Here is a 14,408-nt window from a genome sequence, read left to right as displayed (position 1 = left end):
TGGGACGCAGAGCGTCCCGGGCTGCATTCCCACGCGGAGCATGGGAACGATCAATCAGCACCTCAGGCTTTGTTGGGAATCCCGTACTTGCGCAACCGATGGGCAATCGCCGTGTGCGAGGTTTGCAGGCGGCTGGCCAGTTGGCGGGTCGAGGGGTAGCTCACGTAGAGCTTTTCCAGCAGGGTTTTCTCGAATTCATCCATGGCTTGCTCCAGGCTGTCGACATCGTGATCGCCTTGGCGTGCCACCGAGGTGCCGGCGATGTCGAGGTCGCCAATGTCCACCAGACTGCTTTCGCAAATGGCCGCTGCACGGAAGATCACGTTTTGCAGTTGCCGCACGTTGCCCGGCCAGCGGTTGCCCAGCAACGCCGGGTAAGTACCCGGCGCCAGGCGACAGACCGGGCGCTGGATCTGTGCGCAGGCCTGCTGCATGAAATAGCGGGCCAAGAGCAGGATGTCCTGTCCGCGTTCGCGCAGGGGCGGGACTTCGACATTGAGCACGTTGAGCCGGTAAAACAGGTCTTCGCGGAACAAACCTTCGCTGACCATTTTTTCCAGGTCGCGGTGGGTTGCGCTGAGGATCCGCACGTTGACCTTGACCTCGCGATCACCGCCGACCCGACGGAAGCTGCCATCGTTGAGGAAGCGCAGCAACTTGGCCTGCAAGTACGGTGACATCTCGCCGATTTCGTCGAGAAAAACCGTGCCCTGGTTGGCCAGTTCCATCAGCCCCGGCTTGCCGCCCCGTTGCGCGCCGGTGAAGGCGCCGGGGGCGTAGCCGAACAGTTCGCTTTCGGCGAGGTTCTCCGGCAATGCTGCGCAGTTCAACGCCAGAAACGGTGAATTGTGTCGCGCACTGATCGCGTGGCAAGCCCGGGCCACCAGTTCCTTGCCGGTGCCGGTCTCGCCTTGGATCAACAGCGGTGCATCGAGTGCCGCGACCCGTTGCGCGCGGACTTTGAGCGTGCGAATCACCGGCGATTCGCCTAGCAGTGCATCGAAGCCTTCGGCGTGATCATGGTGCAGTGCAGAGAGTCGTTCGCCGATACGGTTCGGTTGATACAGGGTCAACAGGGCGCCGGCGTCGGTGATCGGTGTGGCGTCCAGCAACAATGTCTGGCCGTTGACGGTAATTTCCCGCAGCGGCAGGCGAAAACCGTGTTCGAGCAACGCACCGAGCAGCGCCGGGTCGGCAAACAGGTCGGCGACACTTTCTCCGGCCGGCTCGCGACCGTACAAATCAATCAACGCCGGATTGGCCAGCAACACCTTGCCGGCGCTGTCCAGCGCCAGCACCGGGTCGGTCATCGCCGCGAGCAACGCATCAAGCTGCAAGTGCCGACGCTGGCCTGGAAGAATGTCGACCACTGTCATCGCCTGCACGCCACGCACGCTCAGCAGCGCATCGCGCAACTCTTCGAGCACTTCCGGGCGAAGTGTCGGCGCGTCGATATAGACGTTGGGCGGAACCATTTCCACCGCATCCAGATTGAGGTTACGTCCACCGAGCAAGGCCAGGACTTCCTGGGTGATGCCGACGCGATCGATGAAGCTGACGTGGATACGCATGGTGCGGTTTTGGGTTCTGGAATGCGGAGGGTGGCAAGTATGCCTTGGGGCGGGCTAATGGTGAAATCCTGCGCGGGATTTCAACGCGGCGATGACCCCTTGTGGGAGCGAGCCTGCTCGCGAAGGCGTCGTGTCAGGCAACGTGGATGGCAACTGACACACCGCTTTCGCGAGCAGGCTCGCTCCCACAGTAGTTTGTGGTTGATCACAGAATGTGTGTTCGGGTTATTCGAAGTGCTCGGGGTTTACCGGATCGCCGGATTTCATATTCAACTGCTGCCGGATGTCTTCAAACATCAAATCGTAATGCTTGTGGATCGAGCCGATCTGGCTATGTGTTTTCGGAATTCCGTACTTCTCGGCAATTCTCGTCACATCCCTGGCGAAGTTGTAGGCATCCTCCTTGAGCAGGAAGAAGGGCTCTGACATCTCCTTGCCCTGAATGCTGCCATGCATGGTGAACTGGATGCCCTTTTCACCTTTGTCATTCTTGCTGACTTCATAGTCGAGGTGCACGTTGTAGCTGACATCGTCCGGTGTCAGCGCATGACGCTCGATGTGCAAGTGACCTGGCTCAAACTGTGCCATGGGCGTCTCTCCTTACGAGTAGGTAATGCCAGGTGTCGCCGTGCTGATGCGGGTGCCGGCCTTGCCCTGGACGATCGCTTCGATGTCCGCGAGTGAGCCGATCACCGCGACCTTTCCAGTATGGCGCGCGAACTCGCAGGCTGCCTGCACCTTCGGTCCCATGGAGCCGGCAGCGAAGCCGAGTTTTTCCATTTCGTCGGGGTGCGCCTGGGCGATACTTTTCTGGGTCGGTTTGCCGAAGTCGATAAACGCGGCGTTGACGTCGGTGGCAATCACCAGCAGATCGGCTTCCAGCTGTTCGGCCAGCAGCGCCGAGCACAGGTCTTTGTCGATCACCGCTTCGACGCCTTCCAGCTTGCCGGGTGCGGTGTACATGGTCGGGATGCCGCCACCGCCGGCGCAGATCACGATGCTGTTTTTTTCCAGCAACCATTTGATCGGGCGGATTTCGAAGATGCGCTTGGGTTTGGGGCTGGCGACCACACGGCGGTATTTGTCGCCATCGGGGGCAATGGCCCAGCCTTTTTCGGCAGCGAGCTTTTCTGCCTCGGCTTTGGTGTACACCGGACCGATGGGTTTGGTGGGGTTCTGGAAGGCCGGGTCGTTGGCATCGACTTCGACCTGGGTCAGCAAGGTGGCGAACGGCACCTCGAAGTCCAGCAGATTGCCCAGTTCCTGTTCGATGATGTAGCCGATCATGCCTTCGGTTTCGGCGCCGAGTACGTCCAGCGGGTAAGGCGACACCGAGGTGTAGGCGGCCGCCTGCAACGACAGCAGGCCGACCTGCGGACCATTGCCGTGGGCGATGACCAACTGGTTGCCGGGATGGATCTTGGCGATCTGCTCGGTGGCGATCCGGATATTGGCGCGCTGGTTGTCCGCGGTCATGGGTTCACCCCGGCGGAGCAGGGCGTTACCGCCCAGAGCAACGACGATACGCATGGTGCATGTCCTTCTAAAAGATTAGTCACAAGCGACTCGATCCCTTGTGGGAGCGAGCCTGCTTGCGAAGGCGTCGTGTCAGTCAACATCAATGCTGAATGTCAGACCGCTTTCGCGAGCAGGCTCGCTCCCACATTGACCGGGTGGGTCTTCAGAGATCCGCCAGCGTCGACACCAGAATCGCCTTGATCGTGTGCATGCGATTCTCCGCTTGCTCGAAGGCGATACAGGCCGGCGACTCAAACACGTCATCGGTCACTTCGATGCCGTTCTTCAGGTTCGGGTACTGCTCGGCAATCTGTTTGCCGATCTTGGTGTCGCTGTTGTGGAAGGCCGGCAGGCAGTGCATGAACTTGGTGCGCGGGTTGCCGGTGGCTTTCATCAGTTCGGCATTCACCTGATACGGCAGCAGTTGCTGGATGCGCTCGGCCCAGGCTTCGACCGGTTCGCCCATGGAGACCCAGACGTCGGTGTGGATGAAGTCCACGCCCTTGACCGCGGCTTTCGGGTCTTCGGTGAGGGTGATGCGAGCACCGCTTTCTTCACCGTATTTTTTGCATCGGGCCACCAGGTCGTCCGCCGGCCACAGGGCTTTCGGCGCGCAGATGCGCACGTCCATGCCCAGTTTGGCGCCGATCAGCAGCAGCGAATTGCCCATGTTGTTACGCGCATCCCCAAGGTAGGCGTAGCTGATTTCGTGAATCGGCTTGTCGGCATGTTCACGCATGGTCAGCACGTCGGCGATCATTTGCGTCGGGTGATATTCATCGGTCAGGCCGTTGAACACCGGCACGCCGGCAAACTTGGCCAGCTCCTCGACGATTTCCTGTTTGAAGCCACGGTACTCGATGGCGTCGTACATGCGCCCGAGCACGCGGGCGGTGTCCTTCATGCTTTCCTTGTGGCCGATCTGCGAGGAGTTCGGGTCGATGTAAGTGACGTTGGCGCCCTGGTCATAGGCGGCGACTTCGAATGCGCAACGGGTGCGGGTCGAGGTTTTTTCGAAGATCAGCGCGATGTTGTTGCCCTTGAGGTGTTGCTGTTCGGTGCCGGTGTATTTGGCACGCTTGAGATCGCGGGACAGGTCGAGCAGGTAGCGCAATTCGCGAGGGGTGTGGTGTTCCAGGCTCAGCAGATTGCGGTTATGGATATTGAACGCCATTTTGGATCTCCTAAGGTGTCGGTTATCCCGTTGGCCCGCACTCGGTCGGTGCGGGCCAAGGCTGATAGGTTAGTAGTCGATCGGATCGCGGATGATCGGGCAGGTCATGCAGTGGCCACCGCCGCGACCGCGTCCGAGTTCGCCGGCGCTGATGGTGATGACCTCTACCCCGGCCTTGCGCAGCAGGGTGTTGGTGTAGGTGTTGCGGTCGTAGCCGATGACCACGCCAGGCTCCACGGCGACCACGTTGTTGCCGTCGTCCCATTGCTCGCGTTCGGCGGCGAAACTGTTGCCGCCGGTTTCGACGACGCGCAGGGCCTTGAGGTTGAGGGCCTGGGCCACGGTGTCGAGGAAGTTGGTTTCTTCGCGGCGGATATCGATGCCACCCGGTTTGCTTTCATCGGGGCGCAGGGTGAAGGCGACGATCTGGTTCACCACTTCCGGGAAGATGGTCACCACGTCGCGGTCGCAGAAGCTGAACACGGTGTCCAGGTGCATCGCTGCGCGGGATTTCGGCAGGCCGGCGACAATGACTTTTTCCACGGCCTTGTTCTTGAACAGATTGACCGCCAGTTGGCCGATGGCCTGGCGGGAAGAACGTTCGCCCATGCCGATCAACACCACGCCGTTGCCGATCGGCATCACGTCGCCGCCTTCAAGGGTGGAGCTACCGTGGTCCTTGTCCGGGTCGCCGTACCAGATCTGGAAATCAGCGTTGGTGAATTGCGGATGGAACTTGTAGATGGCCGTGGTCAGCAGGGTTTCCTGGCGACGCGCCGGCCAGTACATCGGGTTGAGGGTGACGCCGCCGTAGATCCAGCACGTGGTGTCGCGGGTGAATTGGGTGTTGGGCAGTGGCGGCAGAATGAAGCTGGAGTGGCCGAGGAATTCGCGGAACATCTGAATCGTCTTGCCGCCGAAACTGTCCGGCAGGTCATCGGCTGAGACACCACCAATCAGGAACTCGGCGATCTTGCGCGGCTCCAGGCTGCGCAGCCACGAGCCGGTTTCATTGATCAGGCCCAAGCCCACCGAATCGGCGGTGATCTTGCGTTCAAGAATCCAGTCCAGGGCTTCGGGGATGGCAACAATGTCGGTCAGCAGGTTGTGCATTTCCAGCACATCGACATTGCGTTCGCGCATTTTGGTGACGAAATCGAAATGGTCGCGCTTGGCCTGGGCTACCCACAGCACATCATCGAAAAGCAGTTCGTCGCAGTTGTTCGGGGTCAGCCGCTGATGGGCCAGGCCGGGGGAGCAAACCATGACTTTGCGCAGTTTGCCGGCTTCGGAATGGACGCCGTACTTAACTTTTTCCGTGGTCATTTCAGTGAACCTCCAGATGGCAAAACAATCGTGTTACAGGGTCAGGAAGCCGTCGTAGAGACCGTAGGCCGCCACCAGGGCGCCGACGACCACCAAAGCGAAGATCAGCTTCTCGACGTTGGTGAAAACCGGTTTTTTGAGTTCCAGCTTGGCTTTGGCGAACAAGATCACGCCGGGGGCATAGAGCAGGGCCGAGAGCAGCAGGTATTTGATGCCACCGGCGTACAGCAGCCAGACCGCGTAGATCAGGGCCACGGCGCCAATGAGCAGGTCCTTCTGGCGCTCGCCCGCCGCGCCTTCGTAGGTTTCGCCGCGCACGGCCAACAGCAGGGCGTAGGCCGCCGACCACAGGTACGGCACCAGAATCATCGAGGTGGCGAGGTAGATCAGCGACAGGTAGGTGCTGGCCGAAAACAGCGTGATAACCAGGAATATCTGGACCATGGCATTGGTCAGCCACAGCGCGTTGACCGGTACCTGGTTGGCGTTTTCCTTGCGCAGGAACGCTGGCATGGTGTGGTCCTTGGCGGCGGCGAACATGATCTCCGCGCACAGCAGCACCCACGACAACAGCGCTCCGAGCAAAGAGATAATCAGGCCGACGCTGATCAGCACCGCCCCCCACTGACCCACTACGTGTTCCAGCACGGCGGCCATCGACGGGTTCTGCAGCTTGGCCAGTTCCGGCTGGGTCATGATGCCCAGCGACAGCACGTTCACCAGCACCAGGATCAGCAGCACGCTGATAAAACCGATCACCGTGGCTTTACCCACATCACTGCGTTTTTCGGCACGCGCCGAGAAAATACTCGCGCCTTCGATGCCGATGAACACCCATACGGTGACCAGCATCATGTTGCGCACCTGGTTCATCACGCTGCCCAGGTCCGGGTTCTTCAGGCCCCAGATGTCGGCGGTGAAGATCTCCAGTTTGAAGGCGAAAATCGCAATCAGCACAAAGAGTATCAGCGGTACGATTTTGGCGACCGTGGTGACCAGGTTGATGAACGCCGCTTCCTTGATCCCCCGCAACACCAGCAAATGCACGGCCCACAGCAACACGGACGCGCCGATCACGGCGGCTACGGTATTGCCCTCGCCAAAAACCGGGAAGAAGTAGCCCAGGGTGCTGAACAACAGCACGAAGTAACCGACGTTGCCCAGCCAGGCACTGATCCAGTAACCCCAGGCTGAAGAGAAACCCATGTAGTCGCCGAAACCGGCCTTGGCGTAGGCGTAGACCCCGCCGTCCAGGTCAGGCTTGCGGTTGGCCAGGGTCTGGAAGACAAAAGCGAGGGTGAGCATGCCGATAGCGGTGATCGCCCAGCCAATCAGAATGGCGCCGACGTCCGCACTGGCCGCCATGTTCTGCGGCAGGGAAAAGATACCGCCACCAATCATCGAACCGACGACCAAGGCAACCAGTGCGCCGAGTTTCAGTTTTCCGGGTGCTTCAGACATTGCATGACTCCATTGCAGGAGAGGTGAGATAGCAGACTAAGTCCGCCAGCCATCCAGTCGACTGACTTAGATCAACGCAGGTCTACATTCCATCGTTAATAACTGAAAGATTAGTTCGTGCACGGATACTGCCTGTAAGGCTTGTTCCAGAGGCTTCGTTGAACTTTTGTTGAAATTTTTTCGCATTCTTGCGAATTATCAAACTAGTTCGTTTTTTTCAATACGCAAATTTTCTCCATGGTGAATCAGAACAGATATGGCTTATAGATTAACTTGTATAAAGCGAATGATTATATCGATGGCTGTTCCGACATATCTGGCAATTAAAAGGACGTTTGTTGGCGTTATCCAATAAACGTCATTACGCTTCATCCATTTAGTTAACACAGGTTTAGTGACGTTCTCGCGGCGACTGCCGCCCCTAGGTAACTGGAGACGCCATGTCGCAATCGACGCAAAAGCTTCGCCTGAGCGCACTGATCGCCCTGGTGGTGGGGTCGATGATTGGCGGCGGGATCTTTTCCCTGCCGCAGAACATGGCGGCCAAGGCCGATGCGGGGGCGATCCTGATTGGCTGGTCCATCACCGCCGTCGGGATGCTGACCCTGGCCTTCGTGTTCCAGACCCTGGCCAACCGCAAGCCGGAACTGGACTCCGGGGTGTACGCCTACGCCAAGGCCGGATTCGGCGACTACATGGGATTCTCTTCGGCCTGGGGCTACTGGATCAGCGCCTGGCTGGGCAACGTCGGTTACTTCGTGTTGCTGTTCAGCACCCTGGGTTTTTTCTTTCCGGTGTTCGGCGAAGGCAACACACCGATCGCCATCGCCTGTGCCTCGGTGCTGCTGTGGACAGTGCATTTCGTGGTGATGCGCGGGATCAAGGAGGCAGCGTTCATCAACCTGCTGACGACCGTGGCCAAGATCGTGCCGCTGATCATGTTCATCGTGATCGCTGCCGTGGCGTTCAAAGCGGACATCTTTACCCGAGACATCTGGGGGCACAGCAACCCGAGTTTCGGCAGCGTGATGGACCAGGTGCGCAGCATGATGCTGGTCACGGTGTTCGTGTTCATCGGCATCGAGGGGGCCAGTGTCTACTCGGCGCGGGCGGAGAAACGTTCGGATGTGGGCCGGGCCACGGTCATCGGTTTTCTCGGGGTGCTGGCGCTGCTGGTGTTGGTCAACGTGCTGTCGCTGGGGATCCTGAGCCAACCGGAACTGGCCACCTTGCAGAACCCGTCGCTGGCATCGGTGCTGGAACATATCGTCGGCCCTTGGGGCGCGTTGCTGATCAGTATCGGCCTGGGGATTTCACTGCTGGGTGCCTTGCTGTCCTGGGCGTTGCTGTGCGCGGAGATTCTGTTTGCCACGGCCAGGGACAAGACCATGCCGGCGTTCCTGACCAAGGAAAACGCCAACCATGTGCCGGTCAATGCGCTGTGGATGACCAACCTGATGATTCAGCTATTTTTGCTGATCACGCTGTTTTCCGCCGGCACCTACACCAGCCTGATCTACCTCGCTTCGTCGATGATCCTGGTGCCCTATCTGTGGTCGGCAGCGTATGCGGTGTTGTTAAGTGGGCGCGGAGAAACCTATGAACACGCGTCCGCCGAACGGACCAAGGACCTGCTGATCGGCGGCATCGCCCTGAGCTATGCGGTGTGGTTGCTGTATGCCGGTGGCGTGAAGTATCTGCTGCTCTCGGCGTTGCTCTATGCGCCGGGGGTGATCCTGTTCGCCAAGGCCAGGCATGAACAGGGCAAGCCGCTGTTTACCACGATCGAGAAAGGCATATTTACCTGTGTCATCAGCGCTGCCGGGTTGGCGGCGTATGGGCTGTACAGCGGGGTGCTCAGCCTGTGAAGTTGCTGCTGGCGTTCCAGCCGCCCTACGACTGGCCCGCGATGATGGGGTTCCTGTCGGCACGGGCGATTGCCGGAATCGAAGAAGTGGTCGACGACGTCTACTCGCGCAGCATCGGCTTGAACGGGGTACACGGCACGCTGTCGATCAAGCCTGCAACGGCGGACTCACTGCAACTGACCCTGGACTTTCCCGATACCAATGCAGTCCCAGAGATCGTCGCCAGACTGCGGCGGATGTTTGATCTGGATGCCGATCTGATCACGATTCATCGGCATCTGGCGGCTGATCCACTGCTGGCACGGCTGATTGCAGAGCGCCCAGGGCTACGCGTGCCGGGGACGTGGGATGGTCTGGAACTGGCGATCCGCGCGGTGTTGGGGCAGCAGATTACCGTGAGCGCGGCCATCAAACTGGCCGGGAAACTGGTGGCGCAATACGGCGCGCCCTTGACCTCGGCGCGCGGTGGCTTGACCCATGTGTTTCCCGAGGCGGCAGTGTTGGCGGCGGCGGACCTTGCGACATTGGGAATGCCCAAAAGCCGAGGCCGTACGCTGTCGGGCGTGGCTCAGGCGGTGCTCGATGATCCCCTGTTGTTTGAACCCGGTCGGCACGGCGGGGTGGCGCGGTTGCTGGCGTTGTATGGCATTGGCGACTGGACGGCGCAATACATCGCCCTGCGGCAGCTGCGGGAAATGGATGGGTTGCCGAATGGGGATGTGGGGCTGATCAATGCGTTGGCGGCATTGGAGGGCGGGCCGGTGACGGCTCGGCAGTTGTTGGCGCGGGCTGAGGGGTGGCGGCCTTATCGAGGGTATGCGGCGCAGCTGCTTTGGACTTCGTGGAGTCGGCAAAGCGGATAAGCGTTTGATTGCGGCGCCTGATGGACAGTGATGACCTGAATGCGACAGGACTTTTTAGCAAGAATGAGTTTTACTTCGGCAATAATTCTTCGCAAAGGTAATGCTCATGTCCATCATCGAAAGCGACTGGAAGAAGTTCAAGGAACTGCACAAGCTAGCGCTCGATCGTTTCTGCCAGGGTGTGTTGGCCGATGCCCAGACCATCACTCAACATGGTGCGCTTTCGGCTCAAGCCAGGTATGGGATGCTTTACCGACTGATGCGCGACCGGGATAAAGACATCGTCCGGACTTTCGATCCTTACAGTCGCTCTAACGCAATTATGGCTTTGAGAATGATGGTCAGGCACGACTTGCTGACCGATGCAGAGCTATCGGTCCTCAGCGAAGCGGCACGGGAAGAGATTGCTGACGCGGTTCGCCAGCCCTATGAGATTGAATGGGCTGATGAGATTGTGCCGCAAGACTGACAACCGCTATCGCCAGCCGTCTACCAGAGGACCAGGATGTTGATCTTCAATTGCACCGAAGCCGCCAGCAACTTTTTCAGTCGTGTTCACAAGGGCAAGAAAATCACCCCGGTGGAGAAACCGCCATCGCTCATTATTGAGGACGATGCGCCTGATGAGTCGGCCGAACAGTGGCTGGTCCACGCTATTACCGTTCAACGCAAGCACGTGCTGTTCGTCATCCATGTGCAAACCCGGTATTGCATGATTTTCGCGGACGCGAAAAAAGCGGATGTGGAAGGTTTTGTCGATCGTTTTGCCGAGCGTTGGTTAAACGGCCTGATCCGCCATGCGGGCCACCACGACATCCTTCGCTGGGTCGATGACGAGCCGATGATGGAGCGTTTCAAGGAGAGTTGCCGCGAGCACGTGTTCTACAAACGCGGTCATCGCGGTGCGCAAAAACACCTCAATGAAATTGCCTGGATATTCGAGGATTGCGCCGCCGAATGGGGTACGTTGCCCCCGGATGAGTTCGCGGCTGGCCGCTTCGACAGTGATATGAACGACACCCCGAGAAGTAGTAAAGGCCGCAAGGACTATTACTACCCGGATGAGGAAATGATCGTTCATTGGCTACGCCGTTACGGTGGTCTTGATGAGTCTCGCATTCAAGCCGCCCGAGATAGGCGCATGGAAGTGAAGCGGGAAATATGGGCTCTGGAAGATCAGCTTCGGCAAGAGCTTGAGCCAGCGGCATTCGCGAACGACCTGCCTGACAGACGGTGAGTCCGACAACGGCTTAGGCTAGCTTAGCTAACTCTATCGAGATGCCATATGAATGAACTTGTGCAAGTAAATATGCATCAAGCAAAATCCCAACTCTCCCAGCTTGCTGAGCGTGCATGGCATGGTGACAAGGTTGTAATCGCCAAGGCCGGCAAGCCTTATCTGGATCTGCTACCTCATGTCGAAACACCTCGCGCGCGCAAGCCCGGACGGTTGAAAGGGAAAATTCGGATGTTCGCGGATTTCGACAAGACTTGCGATCCCGACACTGAGCTCGATTATTCAGGAATCAACCGTCTGACCTTCTTATAAAGGGAAGCGGTGAACTCCTCGCTATCACTTGAATGATGGCAGCGACGATGGCAGTTCGGGCACAGCGCTACGGCGTTGGTGACTTGATCCGAGCCTTTTTCAGCGAGGGGCTTAACGTGGTGAACCTCGAGATAAGGCAATCCAAGTTTTTGAAACGGAGCGCGTTCGCCACAGCTATCGCAATGACCTTCGGCTTCATTTCGCACCCACGCTCGCACCTCGGGATCGCGAACATAAACTGTGCTAGAGCTTGCCGCTCGCTTCGGTTTCTTAATGCCTTTTGGCGGCTCCTTGATCTTTTGCTTTTGAAGCGCAGCAGCACGACGCTCTAGCGTTTGTTCATCAGCTGTCGGAGCGGTAGGGTCGCCAGGCCGAACGCCTCGTTCGGTGAGCGCTGCTCGAATTAACTGCTCAACATTCGAACCAACATTCTTGGCAGGTTTATAGCCCTTGATGAATTCCCTATCCATCTTCATCAAAACCGTAGAGATGTTTTGCATCCGGAATTCGACGGAGCCTTTGGTACGGGTGGGTAGGGCCGTTTCGCGTAGAGCAAGATTTTCTTCCGTCTTCACGAATTTCTGGCCGCTTAGCTCCAGCGCGAGCATCTTCAGATAGGCATTCACCGCGGCCTTGATCTCAAAAACGCTCCAGTCGCTATCTTTTATCTTTACGCTCATAAAATCGCCGAGAGTTGAAAACCCTCGGACGATACTGAGTGGCCATTACGGCTGTCTACGAATTTTCCTACAAGAAGTAGCGACGGATCTTGCAGTGGATCCTACAAACGCGTCATCTAACCCATCGAATGCTTCGACGATTGAAATATCTGCGCGACTCTCCGCCACCAAGGCTTAGCGACAGGCACTCTCCGTTGCGTGTGATCGTGCAGAACGTAAGGCATATCTCGCAGCCGAATCCAACCCTCATTCTGCCAGTGCAGTAGGCTCAACGACATATCCGGCCAATCCAGCAAACTCAGCATCGGTCGCTCTGTATTTGCCGAGGGTGCAGCGTCGCGTAAGGCTGGCACGACCTGATGAGTCAGCCACTCACGCAACAATCGATTCCCTGGGACGTAGTGATATACCAACAATGCATACACGCCAGACTCGCTGAGCATCATCTGTTTTTCTGGATTTCTGAAATACTCAATCCACAAAATGCGGCGCTGATCCTTATCTAGCTTGCTGACCATTCGATCACTCAGATGGACCCCCATTAAGCGACCGATATCTCGGGCGCAGAACCAAGTTTGGTTTTCCACGAGAAGGGCATGGAGTCGAAGGTTATGACGGGTGAAGACTGTCGGTCTGCAAGGATCAGGAATGACTGATCGGTGGGGGATTTCTGCAGGCATATCCATTACCTCTACGTATGAAATTGGAGAGGGCCGGAACCCGACGTAGAGGATCAAAGAAATCCCAACCAGCAGCTCCTTTGACACACAAGATTGCGCATACATAGCTTGTGCCAGCATGCGTACCGTGTGAGGGAATTGCTTCTACGTTGGGCGTTTCTTAGGCACCTACAACAGAGCTTAAAAGCACTTGAGACAGTCTTCAATACGGACGCAGCTGTAATTCTCGTGGGAGGTTTAGCAACTACTGAGAGGGTTAGTAAGAGTTTTCCTACTTCATAAAAAAGCCCCCGAACGGATCGGGGGCTTTTAGATTTTCGATTTGTCGATTCAAGTCGTCAAATCGTGGCTAACTCTGGAATCAGTCCCAGCTAAGCGCACCACCGGTTTGGTACTCGATTACGCGAGTCTCAAAGAAGTTCTTCTCCTTCTTCAAGTCCATGATCTCGCTCATCCAAGGGAACGGGTTAGTCGTCCCTGGGTACTCTTCCTTCAAACCGATCTGCGACAGGCGACGGTTAGCGATGAACTTGAGGTAGTCCTCCATCATCGCCGCGTTCATGCCCAGCACGCCGCGAGGCATGGTGTCGCGGGCGTATTCGATTTCCAGTTGGGTGCCTTGCAGGATCATCTGCGAAGCTTCTTCCTTCATTTCGGCGTCCCACAGGTGTGGGTTTTCGATTTTGATCTGGTTGATCACGTCGATGCCGAAGTTCAGGTGCATGGATTCGTCGCGCAGGATGTACTGGAACTGCTCGGCGACGCCGGTCATTTTGTTGCGGCGGCCCATGGAGAGGATCTGGGTGAAGCCGCAGTAGAAGAAGATGCCTTCCAGGACGCAGTAGTAGGCGATCAGGTTGCGCAGCAATTCCTTGTCGGTTTCGACGGTGCCGGTTTCGAACTTCGGATCGGAGATCGAGCGGGTGTATTTCAGGCCCCAGGTGGCTTTTTTCGCGACCGATGGGATCTCGTGGTACATGTTGAAGATCTCGCCTTCATCCATGGCCAGCGATTCGATGCAGTACTGGTAGGCGTGGGTGTGGATCGCCTCTTCGAATGCCTGGCGCAGGATGTACTGGCGGCATTCCGGGTTGGTGATCAGGCGGTATACGGCCAGGACCAGGTTGTTGGCTACCAGGGAGTCGGCGGTGGAGAAGAAGCCGAGGTTGCGCATCACGATGCGGCGCTCGTCGTCGGTCAGGCCTTCCGGGTCTTTCCAGAGCGCGATGTCGGCGGTCATGTTGACTTCTTGCGGCATCCAGTGGTTTGCGCAGCCGTCCAGGTACTTCTGCCAGGCCCAGTCGTACTTGAAGGGTACGAGCTGGTTGAGGTCGGCACGGCAGTTGATCATGCGCTTTTCATCGACAGCGACACGGGCGGAGGCGCCTTCGAGTTCGGCGAGGCCTTCGGCGACGTCGAGGGAGTCAAGGGCAGCCTTGGCGCGGGCAACGGCGGCGGAGTCAGCGGCGGTCACGGCGCGAGCTTCCAGGGCGGCGGCACCGCCGGCGCTGTCGAGACGGTCCATGTTGGCTTCGGTAGCGTGGCCGGCGTTGGCGCTCTTGACTGCTACTTCCGTGTCTTCTTTGTCGAATTCGTCCCAGCTCAGCATGACGTGTCGTCTCCTGCGTGAGGGCCAGTGTGCCCGTGTGAAAATTGATCGGTTGGTTTTTTCACACGGCGGTGCTGGCCGCGTTGGATATCGTTTTTTGCGCCGTTGC

Annotated in this window: 14 protein-coding genes; 5 read left to right on the top strand and 9 right to left on the bottom strand. The window is 58.0% G+C overall.

The window, feature by feature from the left end; genetic code table 11:
- Positions 1–62: 62 nt before the first annotated feature.
- The 6 genes from gcsR to arcD (ACA054_RS25870) form a co-directional block, all read right to left on the bottom strand.
- A complete protein-coding gene (gcsR, locus tag ACA054_RS25895) occupies positions 63–1,571 on the bottom strand; it encodes a transcriptional regulator GcsR (protein WP_497686772.1) in 1,509 nt (502 codons plus the stop codon).
- A gap of 225 nt (positions 1,572–1,796) precedes the next feature.
- Positions 1,797–2,159, bottom strand: coding sequence for a DUF5064 family protein (locus ACA054_RS25890; RefSeq protein ID WP_497686771.1), 363 nt, complete (start codon positions 2,157–2,159; stop codon positions 1,797–1,799).
- Between the two features lie 12 nt (positions 2,160–2,171).
- On the bottom strand, positions 2,172–3,101 hold the full coding sequence (arcC, locus tag ACA054_RS25885) for a carbamate kinase (RefSeq protein WP_497686770.1): 930 nt from the start codon (positions 3,099–3,101) through the stop codon (positions 2,172–2,174).
- A gap of 151 nt (positions 3,102–3,252) precedes the next feature.
- Positions 3,253–4,263: an ornithine carbamoyltransferase gene (locus tag ACA054_RS25880; protein WP_497686769.1), complete on the bottom strand. Its 1,011-nt coding sequence runs from the start codon at positions 4,261–4,263 to the stop codon at positions 3,253–3,255.
- A 69-nt stretch (positions 4,264–4,332) separates the two neighbouring features.
- Positions 4,333–5,589, bottom strand: a complete 1,257-nt coding sequence (gene arcA, locus ACA054_RS25875; protein ID WP_497686768.1) for an arginine deiminase — start codon at positions 5,587–5,589, stop codon at positions 4,333–4,335.
- Positions 5,590–5,622: 33 nt separating this feature from the next.
- Positions 5,623–7,050, bottom strand: coding sequence for an arginine-ornithine antiporter (gene arcD / locus ACA054_RS25870; RefSeq protein ID WP_497686767.1), 1,428 nt, complete (start codon positions 7,048–7,050; stop codon positions 5,623–5,625).
- A 440-nt stretch (positions 7,051–7,490) separates the two neighbouring features.
- On the opposite strand from arcD (ACA054_RS25870), the gene arcD (ACA054_RS25865) reads away from it, so the two are divergent.
- The 5 genes from arcD (ACA054_RS25865) to ACA054_RS25845 all read left to right on the top strand — a co-directional run bounded on the left by arcD (ACA054_RS25865) (position 7,491) and on the right by ACA054_RS25845 (position 11,330).
- Positions 7,491–8,918, top strand: a complete 1,428-nt coding sequence (arcD, locus tag ACA054_RS25865) for an arginine-ornithine antiporter (RefSeq protein WP_497686766.1) — start codon at positions 7,491–7,493, stop codon at positions 8,916–8,918.
- Positions 8,915–9,781, top strand: coding sequence for a DNA-3-methyladenine glycosylase family protein (locus tag ACA054_RS25860; RefSeq protein WP_497686765.1), 867 nt, complete (start codon positions 8,915–8,917; stop codon positions 9,779–9,781). The genes arcD (ACA054_RS25865) and ACA054_RS25860 overlap by 4 nt, the downstream gene beginning before the upstream one ends.
- Positions 9,782–9,887: 106 nt before the next feature.
- Positions 9,888–10,250, top strand: a complete 363-nt coding sequence (locus ACA054_RS25855; protein WP_497686764.1) for a hypothetical protein — start codon at positions 9,888–9,890, stop codon at positions 10,248–10,250.
- A 36-nt stretch (positions 10,251–10,286) separates the two neighbouring features.
- Positions 10,287–11,018: a DUF6933 domain-containing protein gene (locus ACA054_RS25850; RefSeq protein WP_497686763.1), complete on the top strand. Its 732-nt coding sequence runs from the start codon at positions 10,287–10,289 to the stop codon at positions 11,016–11,018.
- Between the two features lie 48 nt (positions 11,019–11,066).
- Positions 11,067–11,330 (top strand): type II toxin-antitoxin system Phd/YefM family antitoxin, encoded by a 264-nt coding sequence (locus tag ACA054_RS25845; RefSeq protein WP_497686762.1) that lies wholly within the window; start codon positions 11,067–11,069, stop codon positions 11,328–11,330.
- Here the strand turns inward: ACA054_RS25845 and ACA054_RS25840 are convergent.
- The 3 genes from ACA054_RS25840 to ACA054_RS25830 form a co-directional block, all read right to left on the bottom strand.
- Positions 11,297–12,010, bottom strand: a complete 714-nt coding sequence (locus tag ACA054_RS25840) for an HNH endonuclease (RefSeq protein WP_497686761.1) — start codon at positions 12,008–12,010, stop codon at positions 11,297–11,299. The two genes, ACA054_RS25845 and ACA054_RS25840, sit on opposite strands and share 34 nt — an antisense overlap.
- A gap of 116 nt (positions 12,011–12,126) precedes the next feature.
- A complete protein-coding gene (locus ACA054_RS25835) occupies positions 12,127–12,690 on the bottom strand; it encodes a BRO-N domain-containing protein (RefSeq protein WP_497686760.1) in 564 nt (187 codons plus the stop codon).
- A gap of 361 nt (positions 12,691–13,051) precedes the next feature.
- Positions 13,052–14,299 carry a ribonucleotide-diphosphate reductase subunit beta gene (locus ACA054_RS25830; RefSeq protein WP_160389719.1) on the bottom strand — a complete coding sequence of 416 codons (1,248 nt, stop codon included), beginning with the start codon at positions 14,297–14,299 and terminating at the stop codon, positions 13,052–13,054.
- Positions 14,300–14,408 lie beyond the last annotated feature (109 nt).

The organism is Pseudomonas sp. LBUM1653, assembly GCF_059716115.1.
This window is presented reverse-complemented; position numbering and strand designations above follow the sequence as displayed.

Bases quoted from the DNA above. Each gene is read 5' to 3' on its own strand.
- gcsR (WP_497686772.1), bottom strand. From the start codon at position 1,571: ATGCGTATCCACGTCAGCTTCATCGATCGCGTCGGCATCACCCAGGAA.
- ACA054_RS25890 (WP_497686771.1), bottom strand. From the start codon at position 2,159: ATGGCACAGTTTGAGCCAGGTCACTTGCACATCGAGCGTCATGCGCTG.
- arcC (WP_497686770.1), bottom strand. From the start codon at position 3,101: ATGCGTATCGTCGTTGCTCTGGGCGGTAACGCCCTGCTCCGCCGGGGT.
- ACA054_RS25880 (WP_497686769.1), bottom strand. From the start codon at position 4,263: ATGGCGTTCAATATCCATAACCGCAATCTGCTGAGCCTGGAACACCAC.
- arcA (WP_497686768.1), bottom strand. From the start codon at position 5,589: ATGACCACGGAAAAAGTTAAGTACGGCGTCCATTCCGAAGCCGGCAAA.
- arcD (WP_497686767.1), bottom strand. From the start codon at position 7,050: ATGTCTGAAGCACCCGGAAAACTGAAACTCGGCGCACTGGTTGCCTTG.
- arcD (WP_497686766.1), top strand. From the start codon at position 7,491: ATGTCGCAATCGACGCAAAAGCTTCGCCTGAGCGCACTGATCGCCCTG.
- ACA054_RS25855 (WP_497686764.1), top strand. From the start codon at position 9,888: ATGTCCATCATCGAAAGCGACTGGAAGAAGTTCAAGGAACTGCACAAG.
- ACA054_RS25850 (WP_497686763.1), top strand. From the start codon at position 10,287: ATGTTGATCTTCAATTGCACCGAAGCCGCCAGCAACTTTTTCAGTCGT.
- ACA054_RS25845 (WP_497686762.1), top strand. From the start codon at position 11,067: ATGAATGAACTTGTGCAAGTAAATATGCATCAAGCAAAATCCCAACTC.
- ACA054_RS25840 (WP_497686761.1), bottom strand. From the start codon at position 12,010: ATGAGCGTAAAGATAAAAGATAGCGACTGGAGCGTTTTTGAGATCAAG.
- ACA054_RS25835 (WP_497686760.1), bottom strand. From the start codon at position 12,690: ATGCCTGCAGAAATCCCCCACCGATCAGTCATTCCTGATCCTTGCAGA.
- ACA054_RS25830 (WP_160389719.1), bottom strand. From the start codon at position 14,299: ATGCTGAGCTGGGACGAATTCGACAAAGAAGACACGGAAGTAGCAGTC.